Source organism: Nocardia sp. NPDC059236, assembly GCF_042754085.1.
Classification (GTDB): domain Bacteria; phylum Actinomycetota; class Actinomycetes; order Mycobacteriales; family Mycobacteriaceae; genus Nocardia.
Genome location: NZ_JBHZAF010000008.1, coordinates 142,872 through 159,662, shown reverse-complemented (window position 1 = coordinate 159,662; position 16,791 = coordinate 142,872). Strand labels below are relative to the sequence as shown.

Sequence of the window (16,791 nt, the reverse complement as noted above, 5' to 3'; positions counted from 1 at the left end):
TCGGCAACGGCCCGCTGACCGGCAGTCCTGCGAAGGGAAGCGACATGACCTCGACCGCGCTCAGCTACGCGGCCGCCCCCAACGGGGTGATGCGCGCGGGCAATGGCATCTTCCAGCACACCCGGGAATTCGCCGCCGACGTCAGCGACTTCCGCGGCGACATCGACGGGTCGGCCCCATGACTCCCGCCGCGCCCGCGCACGACCCCGAAGCTGAGCGCTTCCCCGTCCTGTCCGATGCACAACTCGAGCGGGTGCGCGGATACGGCAGCGTCGAGGTCGTGCAGCCGGGTGCGGTGCTGTACGGAACCGGGCAGCGGACCTACGACTTCATCGTGTTGACCACCGCCGCGGCGGAGATCGTGCGGGTGGCGACCACGGATCTGCCCGAGGCGCTGGTGGTTTCGTGCACGCCCGGTCAGTTCCTGGGCGAGCTGAACCTGCTCACCGGGCAGTCGACGTATCTGACCGCGCGGGTCACCGCGGCAGGCTCCATCATCCGGATCGACCCGGGCGCGTTCCGCCGGCTGATGGACGAGGACACCGAACTGTCGGACCTCATCCTCACCGCATTCCTCGCCCGCCGTAGCGAACTCCAGTCCGGCGCCGCCGCGCTCAGCGTGCGCATGCTCGGCAGCGAACTGTCTCGCGAGTCGCTGGCGCTGCGCTCCTGGGCCGCGCACGCGCGCATCGCCTATACCTGGTTCGACATCGACAGCACCGCGGGCGCGGCGCTCGCGCGGACGATCGGCGTCACCGACGAACGGCTGCCCGCGGCGGTAACGCCGACCGGAGTGATCACCGACGCGAATCCGGCGCAGGTCGCCGCGGCCCTCGGCCTCGCGTATTCAGCCGAAACCGAACCTGATTCGGCCGCAACAGATCTGATCATCGTAGGGGCCGGGCCCGCAGGGTTGGCCGCAGCCGTCTACGGCGCCTCCGAAGGGCTGCGCACGGTCGTGTTCGACGCGGTCGGGGTCGGCGGGCAGGCCAGTTCCAGCTCCCGCATCGAGAACTATCTCGGATTCGAGCACGGCATCAGCGGCGCGGACCTCACCGGCCGGGCCATGGTGCAGGCGCAGAAGTTCGGCGCCTCGCTGAACAGCCCGTGCCGGGTCGTCTCGGTGCGACGCACCGGCGCGCTGTTCGAGGTGACGCTGTCCGACGGCGCCGTCGCCTACTCGCGGGCGGTCATTCTCGCCGGAGGGGTGAAGTACCGGGCGCTGGACCTGCCGCGCTGGCCGGACTTCGAAGGGCGCGGAATCTATTACGCGGCCACCGAAATCGAGGCCCGCACCTGCTCCTGCACCCCGGTGGCGGTGATCGGCGGCGCGAACTCGGCAGGACAGGCCGCGCTTTTCCTGGCCGGCCGCGGGTGCATGGTCACCCTCGTGGTTCGATCGGGAGATCTGTCCGCCGGGATGTCGAGCTACCTCGCCCACCGCATCGAGGCCAACCCCGCGATCGACATCCGGCTCGGCACCGAGGTCACCGCACTGCACGGCGACGATCGCCTGGCCGCGATCACCGTGTCCGGCAAGAACGCACCCGAACCGCAGCAGCTCCCGTGTTCCGGCCTGTTCTGTTTCATCGGCGCCGACCCGGAGACCTCCTGGCTCGCCGACATCCGCCTCGACTCCGACGGATTCGTTCTCACCGACATCGCGCTCGGCCCCGGCACCGCGGAAGACATGTGGGACACCCTGGGCCGCGGCCCCCTCCCGTTCGAGACCAGCGTGCCGGGCATCTTCGCGGTCGGCGACATGCGCGCCGGATCGATGAAGCGCATCGCCGCCGCCGTCGGCGACGGCGCAGGTAGCGTCCGATCGGTACACGAATTCATCGGCCTCGCCGGCACGTGATCCGAAACCATGGCGTGGCGTCGCGACCGATCCGATCGATCCGGTACGTAGGCTGTGGCGACGACCGGCAACGAACTGGGCGAGTTCCTGGGCGGAAGAGGTCGCCGTACTCACCGGGGTCACATCTCGGAACCACACTCCTTGACAGGCAGCCTGGATTCGAGCTGCTGGAACCGATGCCGCCTCCACCGCCGGGTCGAGACTGCGGCACATCAGAATCCGCAGGACGCATCGGGAGCCCCGCACCTCACGCCATGTATCCCCGGCAGGCACACCCCCGCGTGCAGGGTGCCAGGAGTGGCGGCAACCGAATCCAGCGTTCCTAATAGTGAGCATGAGGGAGTGGCCCCAATCCGTCTCCGGTGGACTGGGACCCTTCCCCGGGGTTGCGGAAACCCCCGGCACGGTTGCGGTTAGCCGAGGGTTCATCGCGAAATGCATTGTGGGACAACTCCATCGGTGTTCTTGAATCGCTACGTCGATCAACCACCCCCCTTCGAGGTGCCTGAGCATCGGAATGGCTCCAGGTGTCGGTATGGGGGTATCCCCGGAGTTCGGCGACGAGTTCGGTTGGCGTGAAGTTGAAGACCAACCGCACGACCGCGAGCACCGATCCCGCGATGACCACGACGGATGTCAGGGCGGCAGCCACGATCGCTGCGAACAACTCGGTCTGACGCATCGACCAGCCCTCCCCGTTATGCGCCGTCGGCACGTGCGGGTGGGAGGTCTCGAAGAGGCGACATCGTTCGCCGGGCGTAGGTCTCTTCGGGGTTCACGGTGATCACGTCGAGTTGCTGGACCAGTGTCCCGGGTATCTCCCCGCCCTCGAAGTGCTCAGGGCTGGGGACAATGACCGCTTCGGCATCCAAACGGGTCGCTTGCGCCTTCAGGCGAGCCAACGGGGGCCGCCCGAACTTCGGGTCATAGATCACCATGTCGGCGAAGTCGTAGCCCAGACGTGTTGCGAGCTTGCGGATTTGGCTCTGATCCCACAGCTGCGCCACCCCGGACACGTCAGTCCGAAGGTAGCCCAGACACGTTGGCATGTAACGCATGTCTGCCCCTTCCAGCGGTAACTCGTGGTCGCCGACACCCTCGTTGAACTTGAGAAATTCCAGGTAGAACCCCGAATGGTCCTCGGACTCGTCCTCGGTGGCCTGAAGTTCCATCACACCCCCGGGGAACCTGAAGACCCTGCTACCTCGGTGCATCAGCGCTCCTTCATCGCTCGGGTGTGAGCCGCGCGGTTCGCGGCGGCGTTCACAACGAGCAAACTGCGGCGTTTGCCAGGCAAGAAAGATGGCAAGTCGCGACGAAAGTCGACTTGCCATACCTGCGCGGTAGACCAGAATGAACCCATGACCAGGGGTGAGGGCGACTCGACGATCGAACCCGGTCGGCAACCGCCATCGGTTGCCGATGATCTGGCGCGCGAAATCAAACGCCTCCGAAAAGAGGCGGGCATCTCTCAGCGCGTACTGGCATCCAAGATCGGCTACTCGCGCCAGTACGTCACCATGACCGAGTGGGAGGGTTCCAATCTCCCTTCGCCTGAGCTTGTTGCTGCGATCGACAACGCTCTCGAGGCAAACGGAGCGCTTGTCACCCTTCGCGCCCAGGCGGATGGCGATCGGCGAGAGACGCGGCGTGCTGGCGCGAGCTCGCTCGCCGGCACGGATGTACCCGGCAAGTCGCTCGCCGCCAACGTGTTCAGCCCCTTCAACCTGGAGTCCGTGCCCGCCTGCTACGCACCTGATTCCCCGAGCGCCGAAAGCGTCGCATGGTCCGATGTCGAGCGAGTGAAAGAAGCCACCCGCCACGCCGCGACCACGGAAAACCTTCATGGCGGCGGATCAGCCAATACCGCTGCCAGCCAACAGCTTTACTCGTTCGCACCGCTCGTGCGAGGAAAGACCGCACCCGAAACGCGCCGGGCATTATTCGAGGCCGTTGGCAACCTGAGCGGCGTCGCAGCCTTTGCCGCCTTCGATATCGGCGACTTCACCACCGCAGAGCAACACTCCCGATTCGCCCTCTGGTGCGCAGACTCTGCCGGATCGTGGGAACTACGTGCGAGCACGCTCGCCGACATGGCCCGAATGACGGCCTACACCAGCGGCGTTGACAACGCTCTGTCATTGATCGAACTCGCCCAAGTTCGGTGCGACCGGCTTTCTGCCACCACCCGCGCCATGCTCAGCGCGTTACGCGCACAGTTCCTCGCCGCCCTCGGTCGCACCGACGAGACGTTGAACGAGGTCGCGCGCTCAGACGATTACTTCGCCGACAGCATGCCCGGCGAAGATGCGCCCTGGATGTGCTATTACGACGAAGCCGAGCACTTGGGCAGCACCGGCAAGGCCCTCATACCGGTCGCGTTGGCTCGAAACCAAATGGATTTGGCCGCACCACGGATTGGCCAAGCCATCCGGCGACAAGGCCAGAGCTACCCTCGGTCACGAACTTTCTCGCTGACGCGACTGGCTACGCTGACCATGCGTCTAGGCGACCCCCAGGAAGCAGCCGCGCTCGGATTGCAAGCCGCGAGCCAAGCGAAAGAGCTTCATTCCCACCGCATTCGCGATGTATTGCAAGTGTTGACTCGTGCGTCGATCAAGCACCTTGGCATCCCCGAGGTGTATGGGCTGTACAGTGTGCTCACCGACGAGCGCGAGGCGTTCGAGGTGTCCTCGTGAACCAGCCTGGACCGCAGATCACCGCCGCCGAGGTGCTGTCCAGGGCGGCGAAACTCGGCAACGTCGATGCCCACGGCGCGGTCACCATCCGCGATGGCTCGCATGCGATCTTCGAGTTGCCCAACGGGATCGTGGCACGGATCGGCGAGCCGCACAGCTACAGGACGGCACAGCGGGAACTGTGTATCTCGCAGTGGCTCAACCGAAATGGCATCACGACAGTGCGCGCGGTGAACTCGATTCCACAGCCCACGGTGGTGGACGAACGGCCCGTAACCTGGTGGACTCTGATCCCCGACCACAGGCCGTCCACACCTGAAGAGCTGGGCACGATGCTCCGCCAGTTGCATGCGTTGACGGCCCCGACCGAGTTCCCGCTGCCGAGCTACGCGCCATTCGATCGACTGCGAGAACGCATCGAGTCCGCAACCACGATCGAGGAAGTCGACCGCTCATGGCTTTTGGAGCAGTACGCGCGGCTGCACCAGCGGTACGACGAACTGGACGACCCGTCGCCGCCTTGCGTCCTACACGGCGACGCCTGGCAAGGAAATCTCGTGGTGCCGCCCTCCGGTGATCCCACCGTCTTGGACCTCGACAAAGTATCTGTTGGTTGGCGCGAGTGGGATCTCGTTCAACTGGCGGTCGACTACACCGACTTCCGACGGATCACCGCCGGCCAGTATCAGAGCTTTGTCGACGCCTACGGCGGCTACGACGTGACCCGGTGGCCGGGTTATCGGGTACTTGCCGATATCCAGGAGTTCCGATGGGTCGGTTTCGCGCTTGGTCGATCGGATACGAGGCAAGCAGCCGCGATAGAAGCCCAGCACCGCATCGCGTGCCTCCGTGGACTGGTGCCGAAGCCCTGGACCTGGCGAGCGCTCTGAGTCCCGGTGTGCCGTGCCACGAGCCTACGAGCAACCCTGCCGCCCCCATGTTGTGCTGGCTCGTTGTACGGGTGACTACCGTGTTCGATGTCGATGGTGCCACGCCGTACGAGCGGTGATTTCCGTTGTGGCGGTGGGTATTCGGATGGTTGGTAAATCCCTTACTGGATAATTCTCGGCGATTTCCTTGACCTTGATCCGAAACCACGGCGTGGTGTCGCGACCGATCCGATCGGTCCGGTACGTAGGCTGTGATGATGACCGGCATCGAACTGGGCGAGTTTCCGCGCGGAAGAGGCCGCCGTACTCACCGGGGTCAGCGCCGACTGCTACATCCGGCTCGAACAGGGCCGGAAACATGATCTACCGGGCCTTCGGCGTGCAGCGAGCGCCGGGCCGACAACTCCTGGCCGGCACCGCGGCACCGGGTAGTGAGACCGCCCTGGCCGAGCTCGCACCCGAGGCCCGGGATTGGTCCGCACGGGCACACTCGATCTCGAATCGCAACGTCCACCACGTATGAGAGGACCCGCAGTGATACCTTCCCCCGCCGACCTCATGCGCCGCAACCTCCTCGATGTCTTCAACGAGCCCGACCCGGCGCGGCGCGCCGCGGCCATCGCCGAAACCTATGCCGCGGAGGTGATCTGGCACGAGGCGGAACAAATCATGCACGGACGCAAGGAACTCGAACGCCGCGCCGAGGAGCTGCGCGCCGAGAACCCGGACTGGGTCTTCCGCCCGGCGGGCCCGGCCTCCGAACTCGACGACATCGGCCACCTCGGCTTCCACTACGGTCCCGCGGGCCAGTCCCCGGTGGTCGTCGGTATGGACATCGCGCGCACCCAGGACGGCACCATCATCGAGCTGTACACCATCGTCACCGAAATCCACGAGCCGGCCTGACCGGGTCGGAGTGCTACTCCGGTTTCCGGAACACCAGGATCTTGCCGGTTGCCCGCTGCCTGACCTCGCCCTCCTGGTTGATCGTCAGGTACTCGGTGGTGACGATTCCGCGCGCGGGATCGGACCGGCCGACCTTCACCTCGGTGACGACCGACTCGACGTGCAGCACGTCGCCGGGTCGCGTCGGCGTCGGCCACGCCAGCTGCTGCTCGACGCCGATGATGCCGTGCGCGATCGGCAGCCCACCATCGACGAGCAACCGCATGGTGATCGCGGCCGTATGCCATCCGCTGGCCGCCAGCCCGGCGAAGAACGTTCCCGCCGCCAGGGATTCACCGAGATGGAACGGCTGCGGATCGTACGACTCGGCGAAGGAGACGATCTCCGCCGCGGTCACGGTGTGGGACCCGCTCCGGAAGCGATCCCCTACCCGAATATCGTCCAGCCACAAGGCCTGTGCGGTCACGACTACTCCCGGCCGACCGGATCACGCCGCGCCGGCGGCGATCTCGGCCGGCTGAGCGCGGGCGGCGGCGACCAGTTCCTCATTCGTGTTCGCGGGCCCTGCCGGCATGGTGATTCCTCCCTCGATCCAGGGTGCAAGGACGTACTACGAGGCCTGCAGTTGCTTCAGCGCGGTCGCCCAGTTCTCGACGTGATAGCCCGTGGCGAGCTTTCCGTCTCGGACGGTGAACACGTCGATGGCCATGGTGCGGAAGGACTTACCGGTAGGCGCAGCACCCCAGAACTCGGCCACGGGCGTCCCCGTCGCCTCGCCGCGCACGATCATCATGTCGTCGACCACATGGATGTCGACGACCTCCCACGCCAGATCCGGGACGGTCTCCCCCATCCGCGTGAACACCTCACCCAGCTGGTCACGCGTCAGGAAATCCTGGTTGGTGTGGAACGACCGGTAGTCGTCGTTGCATGCCTCGGCCAGCAGTGCTGCGACGTCCTGCTCGGCCGGCCTGTTCAACGCGGCATACAGCGGCGCAGAGATCGTCCGCGCCTGCTCCACCGTCATCGTCGATTCGTCGCTCTTGGTCATGGAGACGCTCCTCGTCACAGGCATCATCTGATCCGGGCCATACCAGCGGCCGAAACGTCAGCGTGCCCGATCCGCGCCGCCCGAGGCATCACACATTCAGGTGATGGGCCGCAGCCGGTGCGGATCTTCGGAGCTACTCATCGATCGCGCCACTCGGGTCGGCTGGAGCCGCGCGGTACCAAGGGCGGGTCCGGCCAAGCGGGGTCGGTGTGGGAGAAGCGGACGGGCGGGGCGAGCATGTGAATGTCGCCGAGGGGGCTGGAGGCGTCGTAGGCGGCGGGTTCGCGAAGGGTGTGGTCGTCGTCGGTGCCGGCGAGTGCCGGGTCGACCAGCCCGAGGGTTTGGTACCACATGGCGGTGCGGGTGAGGTTGACGGTGACGTGCCAGGAGCCGCCTTCGATGGCTCGTTTGTTCAGGGCGCCGAGGGCGCCGATGGCTCCCATATAGCCGGTGATGAAATCGTTGATCATGCCGGTGACAGGGAGTTTCGGGTTCTCCGGGGTGCCTTCGAGGGTCATCAGGCCCGAGGCGGCGGAGCCGTTCATGTCGAAACCGCCGCGGGTGCGCCAAGGGCCGTCGGAGCCGTAGCAGGTGACCGAGACGACAATGATGCCCGGGTACCGGGCGGCCAGCTGCTCGGGGTCGAGGCCGAGGCTCTCGAGCTTGTCGCCGCGGTGATTGTTGACCACGATATGGGTGTCGGCCAGGAGCCCGTCGGCGCGTTCGCGACCGGCGTCCGTGGTGAGGTCGAGATAGGCGCTGCGAGAGCCGACATTGGCTTCGGCATAGATGAAGTCGTGCTCGTAATCGTTCGGGCGGGTGGCGCACAGCACGTCAGCTCCGTGCTCCGCCAGGGTGCGGCCCACGGTGGGACCGGCGATGGCGTGGGTGAACGACAGCACGCGGATGCCGTCCAAAGGTCGTGCAGCCGAACCGAAGTCGGATGTCGGTGCGTCGCCGATGCGGCGCAGCCCGATCACGGGCTGCTGCGCCAGCAGTGCGCCCTGCGGGTGAGCCAGCCATTCCCCGGGGGTGCGGGCGATGCACAGCGGGAGCCCCGCGGCGTTGGCGGCGTCCTCGAGTTCGAAGGCGTCGCGGGTCGCGAAGGCGGCCGCGACCTTCGCGTAATCGGGTGGGACGTCGAGGAATCGGCACCATTTCGCCGCCAGGTGCGGGTAGACGCCCGAGGCCATGACGGTGCGGCCGTCGGCCGTGCGATACGGCGTGAGCAGGAAGGGATTGTCTGCGACGAGCGGGAACGGCGGCAGTTCACCGGCGAGGGTGGGGTGCCAGAACGCATGCGGGGTGATGCCGTGCACGGCCTGCCGCAGGTCGAGATGCAGATCCTGGCCCGGGCCACCACGGCGGCGATGCAGGGCGACAGCGCCGACGGCGGCGGCCATGATCGGAATCCCGATGCACGCCCCGAGCCGGTGGCGGGCAGGCAGTATCGGATCCTGTCCGGCGAAACCGACACTGCCTCCGGCGTTTTCGGTGGAGAGACCGACGTCGGCCAGCAGGTCGTTCAGGGCGGCGACATGGTCGAGGCCGTGCGCGCCGCGGACAGGGATGTCTTGCTCAGTCATGGATATCGCCTTCCGGGGCGGACAGTCGCTCGATCAGAATTTCGACGGTTTCCCAACGTGCCGTGGCCGTTTCGGCACGCTGAGCCGACCGCTCGGTCAGGGTGTGCAGGTTCTCGCCCTCGACGACCGTCACTATCAGCCGGGTGAGGTCCTCGATCGGCAGCACGGGAACGAGCCCTTTCGCCGCGAGCGCCTCGGTGAGCAGTTCGGCCATTGCGGCGCGACCGCGGGCCTCGTGCTCGAGCAGCGCCCGCGCGAGTGCGGGCCGCCGAATCGCATGCAGCCCGAACTCCGCCGACACCAGCAACCACCGCCGCTCCGCCTCGTCCACCATCGACGGCAGTACGCCCCCGCTCAGCCTCGCGGCAGGGTCGCGGTCCGGCGGCAGCAACTGCCGCAGCCGCTCGCGCCGCGCATTCCACTCCCGATCGAACAACGCCAGGAACAGCTCGTCCTTGTCGGCGAAGTTCGAGTAGAACGCCCCCTTGGTCAGCCCACCCCGAGCGCAGATCTCCGGAATCGACGTCGCCCCGAAGCCCTGCTCCGCGAACAACGCCAACGCCGCGTCCAGCAAAGCGGTCACGGTGATCGGCCTGCGCTTGGTCACTCCTTTGGGCATGACCGAAGCATAACTGATACCGATCGGTATCCGATACTGATCAGTATTGAATCGCTGCCCCACGTCGATCGGACTGGTCATCATCGGTGCGACCCGATACACCGGAATCAGCAGCACGCCAAGCTGTTCCGCACCGTGCCGAGCCCATACCAGCGGGACCGCTAGAGTTCGGGAATGCCGGAAAAGATTCTCCGTAACACGTTCACCGTCCCTGCCCCCACGGAAGCGGCCTACGAGCATCTGACCCGGCCCGAGAACTACATCGGCCTGTCGCCGCTCGTCGTGGCGGTCGAGGATGTCCAGGATGGCTCGTACGTAGCCGTCGAACGGTTCCGGCTCCTCGGGCTGAAATACGACAACCGCATCCGGGTGTCGCTCGAGGGGACGCCCGGCAAGGCGGTCTGGGGTGAGGTGAAGAGCCCCGGCGGCGTTCACATGGGCTACCGCTTCGAGTTCGCCGACGGCCCGGAAGGCACGCGCATCGAGGACGAGCTCCGGCTGCGCACCCCGCTCGGACTGATGGCCTTCGCATCCGGCCAGGCCCGCAAGGTCCAGCTGGCCCGCGCCACGATCCTGGCTCAGCGCCTCGGGCAGCTCTGATCAGGTCCCGGTTGCGCTGGCACTCATCGAATTTCGACGGAAGCCGACGCGGGCGAGGTCCGGGCGGGAATTCAGCCGTCCGGCCTCGCGCCCGCCGTTGCGGCGGAACGGCCGAGCGCCAGCCGCTCGTTGGTCACCCTGATCTGGCGCACGGTCGTGGTAGCGAGCGCGGCAGCTTGCGAGGGTGATATCCGCCCGCACAGGTGATCCCAGTGCACCGCGAGGATGTCGCCGGCCTCGACGTCGGGCACGGCGGCGTACCCATCGTGCCAGACGTCCAGGGTCCGGTCCTCGGGTCTGGACAGGCCCAGGCTCAGGCCATCCCAGCTCAACCGGCGGGACCGGACCAGCACCTGCGAATCGCTCCGATCCATCACTCGCGCCCAGGTGATCCGGCAGTCGTCGAGAATCCGCAGGGCCGGGCCTTCACCCGCCGCATCGAGCAGCCGGGACCAGGGGTAGACGCCGAGCACGTGGAAGCTGTGGTTGGGCGCGGCCTCCACGGCCAGGCGGGCGCTCAGGTGCGCCCAATACTGGCCGGCGACCGGACCGATGCGCGCGAGCAGGGCCGCGCCGAACTCGGCCGGATCCAGCGCGGCACCGACTCCGCCACCGAGCCAATAGGATTCGACGAGCCGGGCGTCGAGTGGATCCTCGATCCCGGTCAGCGCGGACATCACGCACAGATACGGCCACGCCCCGGAGAACAACGGTGCGGTCGCCCGCACGGCCGCGCTCGACCCGTCACGCAGCCCGGCAGAGTCGGGCGGCCCGCAGTAGCCGAGCGCGTTCGGCGCGTAGGCGTAGCGCGCGAACATCTCGGTCCCGTCGACGTGGACCGGGTCCATGGGCGAATTCCCTTCCGCCTCAGCAGATTCTGGGTAACTGTTCTCCGGCCGGCAGATCCACCACCCGGGTACCGCCGAGGGCGGTCCTGGCCACCACCATGCCCGGATGCTCGGACACACAGACGCCGATCGCAGCGGCCCGCGTCCCGAGCGGATGGGCGTGCATGGCGGCCAGCACCCGGTCCGCGTCCTCGGCCGCGACGAAGGCGACCAGCTTGCCCTCATTGGCGACGTACATCGGGTCGAGACCGAGCAGTCCACAGGCGTCGCGGATCTCGGGCGGGATCGGGATGTCGTTCTCCTCCAGTGCCACACCGACTTTCGCGGTATGGGCGATCTCGTTGAGCGATGCGGCCATACCGCCGCGCGTGGGGTCGCGCAGCACGTGCACGTCGGCGCCGGTGGCGAGCATGGCAGCCACCAGGCCGTGCAGCGGTGCGGTATCGCTGCACACCGTGGTGCCGAACTCCAGTCCCTCGCGACAGCTCAGCACCGCGACGCCGTGCAAGCCGATATCGCCGCTGACTATCACCACGTCCCCGACACTCGCGCGCTGGGGACGGATGTCCACGCCCTCGTCGATCACGCCGATACCCGTGGTGTTGATGTACACCCGGTCGCCGTGCCCGGCGTCGACCACCTTGGTGTCACCGGTGACCAGGGTGACGCCCGCGCCGAGCGCAGCGGTACCCATCGCCCCGGCGATCTGAGCGATCTCGGCCAGCGGGGTGCCCTCTTCGAGAATGAACGCCGTCGACAGCGCCAGCGGTCGCGCACCGGCCATGGCCAGGTCGTTGACCGTGCCGTTGACCGCGAGCTCACCGATCGATCCGCCCGGGAACACCATCGGTTTGACCACGAAGGAGTCGGTGCTGAAGGCGAGCCTGGACTCCCCGACGGTGAGCACCGCCGAGTCCCCCATCCCGGCCTCGGCGGCCGCGCCGAAGGCGGGCAGGAACAGATGCTCGACCAGTTCCCCCGACATCGCGCCGCCGCCACCGTGGCCCATGACGATGGTGGGTGAATCCCGTAATGGCATGGGGCACACCCAGTTCGCCAGGTCGACGGGCGCCGAGATCTCCTCACGCATGTGCCACCTCCGCGGGCAGGTCCAGGCGCCGGTACAGGTAGTAGGCGGCGCACGCGCCCTCGGAGGAGACCATCGTGGCCCCGAGGGGGTTGCGGGGCGTGCACTGCTTGCCGAAGGCCGCGCACTCGTGCGGCTTGATCAGCCCTTGCAGCACTTCACCGGAACGGCAGATCGAGGACTCGGCGGTGTGCAGGTCGCCCACGGCGAACCGCTGTTCGGCGTCGAACTCGCGATACCGGTCCGAGAGCCGCCACCCACTGCGCGGTATCACGCCGATCCCGCGCCAGGCGCGGTCGGTGACCTCGAAGACGTCTTCGAGCATCGCCTTCGCGACCGGGTTGCCCGCTTCGGCAACGGCTCGCGGGTAGGCGTTCTCCACCTCGTGCCGTCCGGATTCGAGCTGAATGACGGTGCGCCGGATGCCTTCGAGGATGTCGAGCGGCTCGAACCCGGTGACCACGACCGGAACCCGGTACTTGTCGGCGAGCGGCGGGTATTCGCGGGTACCCATCACCGTGCAGACATGCCCGGCGGCCAGGAACGCCTGCACCCGGCACGACGGTGATTCCATGATCGCGGCGATGGCGGGCGGCACCAGCACGTGCGAGACGAGCAGCGAGAAGTTCCGTATGCCAAGCCGTTTCGCCTGATAGACGGTCATCGCATTGGCGGGCGCGGTGGTCTCGAAGCCGATGCCGAAGAACACCACCTGCCGATCGGGGTTGGCCTGCGCCAGCTCGAGCGCGTCGAGCGGCGAGTACACCACCCGGACGTCCCCGCCTTCGCTCTTGACCCGGAACAGGTCCTTGGAGCTGCCCGGTACCCGCAGCATGTCGCCGAACGAGCAGAAGATCACGCCGGGCTGCGCGGCGATGTCGAGGGCCTTGTCGATCATGCCGAGCGGGGTCACGCACACCGGGCAGCCGGGTCCGTGGATCATTTCGATCGTCTCGGGCAGCAGTTGGTCGATGCCGTGACGGATGATCGAATGCGTCTGCCCGCCACACACTTCCATGATCGCCCAGCGGCGCGTTGCGCTTTCCCGGATCCGCTCGAGGAGAACCCCGGCGAGTTGCGGGTTGCTGAATTCATCGAGGTACTTCACGACCCCACCTCCGGTTCATCCGACTCCTGCCCTGTCGACTCCTGCGCTGCTTCGGGATTCGCCAGGCCCGCCTGCGCGGCCGCGATCTCGAATCCGTTACCGAACTCCTCCTTCAGAACACCCAGATGCTCGAACTCGGCGAGTGTCCGCAGGGCGGATTCCTCATCGAGCCGCTGGATGGCGAAACCGACGTGAACGACGACGTAGTCGCCGACCGCGGCGTCGGGGATGTATTGCAGGCATACGTCCTTCTGCACGCCGCCGAAGTCCACGATCGACATCAGGGTGCCATTGCGTTCCTGCAGGCTGAGAACCCTTCCCGGGACTGCCAGGCACATTTGCTGCTCCCTTCGCTCAACCCGCCTCGGCGGCGAGTAGTTGCCCGAATGCCAGGCCGCCGTCGTTGGGCGGCAACCGATGAGCGGTCAAGACTCGAAAACCGTTGTCCACCAACAGTCCACGCGCGGCCGACAGCAGCAGCGCGTTCTGGAACACGCCGCCGGTCAGGACGACCGGGGTGGCCGGGGTGGCGTAGTCGGCCGCGAGGCCGAGGACCAGCCGCGCGACCGCGTCGTGGAAACGCGCCGCGATGATCCCCACCGGGACGCCCGCCCGCACATCGCCGATCACGGCGCCGATCACCGGGGCGGCGTCGAACACCGACGCACCGTCCCCGTCTCCGGCCCGATCCGGCCTCGCGAACCGGTAATGCCCGGCCGCCGGGTCCACCCCGCGCGCATGCCATTCCAGTTCGATCGCGGCCTGCGCTTCGTAGTCGACCTCGAACCGGACCCCGGCCAGTGCCGCGACGGCGTCGAACAGCCGGCCCATACTCGACGTCGGCGCGCTGCCCAATCCGGTGTCCAGCTGGTGGGCGAGCACGGCGCGCTCGGCGGGCGGGCACGCAGCCACCGCGGGAAGATCCTCGGTCCATTCGATTCCGGCGGCCCGCAGGTGCGCCAGCGCCATGCGGTAGGGGCGGCGCACGCTCACGTCGCCACCGGCCAGCGGTACGTAGCGCAGATGGGCCAGCCGCCGGTAGCCCTTGTATCCGGCCGCCAGCACCTCGCCGCCCCAGATCGCGCCGTCGGGCCCGAATCCGGTGCCGTCGAAGGCGATTCCGAGGACGGCGGCGGCCGGATCGAGGCCGTGTTCACCCATGACCGCCGCGATGTGCGCGTGATGGTGCTGCACGGTGCGCACCGGCCGCTCGCCCGCCTGTTCCCGCGCCCACGCGGTCGAGCGGTAGCGCGGGTGGGCGTCGGCGGCCAGCACGACCGGTCGCACGCCGGTCAGTTCCTCGAGATGGCGTTCGGCGTCGGTGAAGGCGCGCAGCGTCGCCAGATCGTCCATATCGCCGATGTGCTGGCTGAGCCAGGCATAGCGCCCGTCGCCGACGGCACAGGTGTTCTTGAGATCCGCACCCACCGCGAGCGTGGGCTGGACCGGCAGCGGCAGGGCCAGGGGCAGCGGGGCGAAGCCGCGGGAACGACGCAACGGCAGTTCCATGCCGTCGACCACCCGCAGTACCGAATCGTCGCAGGGCACCAGGATGGGACGGTCGTGCGCGAGCCAGGCGTCCGCCAGACCCGTCAGCCGGGTCCGCGCGTCGGCGTCGTCGTAGCAGATGGGTTCGCCACCGAGGTTCGCCGAGGTCATCACGAGCACCCGGGGGCCGGGCGGGTCACCGGGCAGGCCGAAGAGCAGCAGATGCAGCGGCGTGTAGGCGAGCATGACGCCGAGATCGGGGTTGCGCGGGGCGACCGACGGCGCGATGGCGAATTCCGGAGCGCGCCCGCCGGTTTCGGTACCGACGGCGAGGTCCGCGCGTGGCAGCAGCACGATGGGCCGGGCGGGCCCGGTCAGCAGTCGAGCGGCCGTCTCGTCGATCTCGGCGATACGCCGTGCCGTATCCAGATCCGCCGTCATGACGGCGAACGGCTTGTCCCCGCGGCGTTTCCGCCGGCGCAGCTCGGCCACTGCCGTCTCGTTCCCGGCGTCGCAGGCCAGGTGGTACCCGCCGATGCCCTTGACGGCGAGAATTCCGCCGTCGCGCAACAACTCTCGTGCGGCGGCGACCGGATCACCGGCGCCCGGGCCGGTGTAGGACAACCGGGGACCGCAGTCGGGGCAGGCGATGGGCTGCGCATGGAAGCGCCGGTCGGCGGGATCGGCGTACTCGGCGGCGCACCGCGCGCACATCGGGAAGCCGGCCATGCTGGTGCGATCGCGGTCGTAGGGCAGGCTCGCGATGATGGTGAACCGGGGACCACAGTTGGTGCAGTTCACGAAGGGGTGCCGGTAGCGCCGGTTGCCCGGATCGCACAGATCGGCGACACACTCGGCGCAGATGGCCACATCGGGTGAGGCCAGTGTGCGTCCGGTCCCGTCCCGGCTGGTCGCGGCGATATGGAAGCCGGTGCCGCCGCGCACCGGAATCTCGAGGCACTCGACGGATTCGACGACCGCCAGCGGCGGCGCATCCGACCGCATCCGCCGCACGAACTCCGCCAGATCCGCGGTCGCGCCCTCGATTTCGATGATCACACCGCAGCTGTCGTTGGACACCGATCCGGTCAGGGACAGCTCGGCGGCGGTGGTGTACACGAACGGCCGGAAGCCGACGCCCTGAACCACGCCGCGCACCACCACGCGGCGGCGGCCGCGCCCGGCGCTCATGGCGCGTCTCCCTGGCGCAGCAGCCGCAGCCCGTCCAGGGCCGCGGCCGCGCCGGCCGCATCGGTCTTCTCCACCGCCAGGCCCATGTGAATGATCACCCAGTCACCGGGCCGGACCGGATCCTGGTCCAGCAGGCCGACATTCACCTTCCGCCGCTCACCGGAAACGTCGACGAGCGCGATCTGGTCGTGATAGCCGTCGAGAATCTCCACGACCAGGCCCGGAATTCCGAGGCACACGGCTCACACCTCCTGCCGGGCGAGTAGTTCGGCCAGCACGTCGCCGACCGCGGCGACCGCGGCGGGCACGGCGGCGGCGACCACGTCGGTCAGTCCCATACGCTCGTCGACCGAGCACACCTGGCAGCCCACCACGACCGTCGGCGGCACCGCGCCGCCGAGTGCGCGCACGGTCTCGAAGACGGCCTCCGGGTGCATGGCGTGCCCGTCGAATCCGGCAGCGCCGCCGCCGGATTCGGCGCGGAAGACCTCCACGCGTCCCGGTTCGCCGCGATCGGGGATCGCGTCCACCAGCACCAGCGCGTCCCATCCGTCGAGCAGGTCGTAGGCCAGGTGCAGGCCCCGGATGCCGTAGTCGGTGACGCACACGCCGGGGTCGTGGTCCGGCGGCAGCCGCCGGACCACCTCGGATCCGAATCCGTCGTCGCCGAGGAACATATTGCCGATCCCGGCGACCAGTACCCGTGTCGTGCGATCACCCGCTCACATGTGCCGTATCCGGAAGTACCTGCGGATATCGGGGATGGACACAAGGCCCACAGCGACCGCGAACAACGCGGCCAGGGCGACGATCACGATCGCGACCACTCCTACCGTTGCCATCTCCGGCCCTTCCTT

Annotated in this window: 19 protein-coding genes; 6 read left to right on the top strand and 13 right to left on the bottom strand. The window is 67.8% G+C overall.

The window, feature by feature from the left end:
* Positions 1-44: 44 nt before the first annotated feature.
* Positions 45-182, top strand: a complete 138-nt coding sequence (locus ACFXIV_RS22220) for a hypothetical protein (RefSeq protein ID WP_379396179.1) — start codon at positions 45-47, stop codon at positions 180-182.
* Complete coding sequence (locus ACFXIV_RS22215) at positions 179-1,861, top strand: FAD-dependent oxidoreductase (RefSeq protein WP_379396181.1); 1,683 nt, start codon at positions 179-181, stop codon at positions 1,859-1,861. Before ACFXIV_RS22220 ends, ACFXIV_RS22215 begins: the two co-directional genes overlap by 4 nt.
* 698 nt (positions 1,862-2,559) lie before the next feature.
* On the opposite strand, the gene ACFXIV_RS22210 is transcribed toward ACFXIV_RS22215, so the two are convergent.
* Positions 2,560-3,033, bottom strand: coding sequence for a hypothetical protein (locus tag ACFXIV_RS22210; RefSeq protein ID WP_379421317.1), 474 nt, complete (start codon positions 3,031-3,033; stop codon positions 2,560-2,562).
* A 189-nt stretch (positions 3,034-3,222) separates the two neighbouring features.
* Between ACFXIV_RS22210 and ACFXIV_RS22205 the strand changes: the two genes are divergently transcribed.
* The 3 genes from ACFXIV_RS22205 (at position 3,223) to ACFXIV_RS22195 (ending at position 6,356) form a co-directional block, all read left to right on the top strand.
* Positions 3,223-4,560, top strand: coding sequence for a helix-turn-helix transcriptional regulator (locus ACFXIV_RS22205; RefSeq protein WP_379396185.1), 1,338 nt, complete (start codon positions 3,223-3,225; stop codon positions 4,558-4,560).
* A gap of 32 nt (positions 4,561-4,592) precedes the next feature.
* On the top strand, positions 4,593-5,450 hold the full coding sequence (locus ACFXIV_RS22200) for a phosphotransferase enzyme family protein (protein WP_379396187.1): 858 nt from the start codon (positions 4,593-4,595) through the stop codon (positions 5,448-5,450).
* Positions 5,451-5,984: 534 nt separating this feature from the next.
* Positions 5,985-6,356, top strand: coding sequence for a nuclear transport factor 2 family protein (locus tag ACFXIV_RS22195; protein ID WP_379396189.1), 372 nt, complete (start codon positions 5,985-5,987; stop codon positions 6,354-6,356).
* 13 nt (positions 6,357-6,369) lie between these two features.
* Here the strand turns inward: ACFXIV_RS22195 and ACFXIV_RS22190 are convergent, their stop codons facing one another.
* The 4 genes from ACFXIV_RS22190 to ACFXIV_RS22175 form a co-directional block, all read right to left on the bottom strand.
* Entirely contained in the window at positions 6,370-6,822 is a 453-nt protein-coding gene (locus ACFXIV_RS22190; RefSeq protein ID WP_379396191.1) for a MaoC family dehydratase, read from the bottom strand.
* A gap of 144 nt (positions 6,823-6,966) precedes the next feature.
* Positions 6,967-7,407 carry an ester cyclase gene (locus ACFXIV_RS22185; RefSeq protein ID WP_379396193.1) on the bottom strand — a complete coding sequence of 147 codons (441 nt, stop codon included), beginning with the start codon at positions 7,405-7,407 and terminating at the stop codon, positions 6,967-6,969.
* A gap of 137 nt (positions 7,408-7,544) precedes the next feature.
* Positions 7,545-8,993: a CoA transferase gene (locus tag ACFXIV_RS22180; RefSeq protein WP_379396195.1), complete on the bottom strand. Its 1,449-nt coding sequence runs from the start codon at positions 8,991-8,993 to the stop codon at positions 7,545-7,547.
* The gene (locus ACFXIV_RS22175) at positions 8,986-9,612 is read right to left on the bottom strand and encodes a TetR/AcrR family transcriptional regulator (RefSeq protein ID WP_379396197.1); all 627 of its coding nucleotides are present in this window, start codon (positions 9,610-9,612) and stop codon (positions 8,986-8,988) included. Before ACFXIV_RS22175 ends, ACFXIV_RS22180 begins: the two co-directional genes overlap by 8 nt.
* A 174-nt stretch (positions 9,613-9,786) precedes the next feature.
* On the opposite strand from ACFXIV_RS22175, the gene ACFXIV_RS22170 reads away from it, so the two are divergent.
* On the top strand, positions 9,787-10,212 hold the full coding sequence (locus tag ACFXIV_RS22170; RefSeq protein ID WP_379396199.1) for an SRPBCC family protein: 426 nt from the start codon (positions 9,787-9,789) through the stop codon (positions 10,210-10,212).
* 71 nt (positions 10,213-10,283) lie between these two features.
* Here the strand turns inward: ACFXIV_RS22170 and ACFXIV_RS22165 are convergent, their stop codons facing one another.
* From ACFXIV_RS22165 to ACFXIV_RS22130, 8 genes are read right to left on the bottom strand one after another with little or no spacing between them, the layout of a single operon-like run.
* Positions 10,284-11,060, bottom strand: a complete 777-nt coding sequence (locus ACFXIV_RS22165; protein ID WP_379396201.1) for a DUF6390 family protein — start codon at positions 11,058-11,060, stop codon at positions 10,284-10,286.
* A 19-nt stretch (positions 11,061-11,079) separates the two neighbouring features.
* Positions 11,080-12,150, bottom strand: a complete 1,071-nt coding sequence (gene hypE / locus ACFXIV_RS22160; protein ID WP_379396203.1) for a hydrogenase expression/formation protein HypE — start codon at positions 12,148-12,150, stop codon at positions 11,080-11,082.
* Positions 12,143-13,255, bottom strand: coding sequence for a hydrogenase formation protein HypD (gene hypD / locus ACFXIV_RS22155; protein WP_379396205.1), 1,113 nt, complete (start codon positions 13,253-13,255; stop codon positions 12,143-12,145). The genes hypE and hypD overlap by 8 nt, the downstream gene beginning before the upstream one ends.
* The gene (locus ACFXIV_RS22150) at positions 13,252-13,593 is read right to left on the bottom strand and encodes a HypC/HybG/HupF family hydrogenase formation chaperone (protein WP_364618377.1); all 342 of its coding nucleotides are present in this window, start codon (positions 13,591-13,593) and stop codon (positions 13,252-13,254) included. The genes hypD and ACFXIV_RS22150 overlap by 4 nt, the downstream gene beginning before the upstream one ends.
* Positions 13,594-13,609: 16 nt before the next feature.
* The gene (gene hypF, locus ACFXIV_RS22145; protein ID WP_379396207.1) at positions 13,610-15,934 is read right to left on the bottom strand and encodes a carbamoyltransferase HypF; all 2,325 of its coding nucleotides are present in this window, start codon (positions 15,932-15,934) and stop codon (positions 13,610-13,612) included.
* A complete protein-coding gene (locus tag ACFXIV_RS22140) occupies positions 15,931-16,173 on the bottom strand; it encodes a HypC/HybG/HupF family hydrogenase formation chaperone (RefSeq protein ID WP_379396208.1) in 243 nt (80 codons plus the stop codon). The genes hypF and ACFXIV_RS22140 overlap by 4 nt, the downstream gene beginning before the upstream one ends.
* Positions 16,174-16,176: 3 nt before the next feature.
* Positions 16,177-16,632, bottom strand: a complete 456-nt coding sequence (locus ACFXIV_RS22135) for a hydrogenase maturation protease (RefSeq protein ID WP_379396473.1) — start codon at positions 16,630-16,632, stop codon at positions 16,177-16,179.
* Positions 16,633-16,656: 24 nt separating this feature from the next.
* Complete coding sequence (locus tag ACFXIV_RS22130; protein WP_379388039.1) at positions 16,657-16,776, bottom strand: DUF6893 family small protein; 120 nt, start codon at positions 16,774-16,776, stop codon at positions 16,657-16,659.
* Positions 16,777-16,791: the final 15 nt, after the last annotated feature.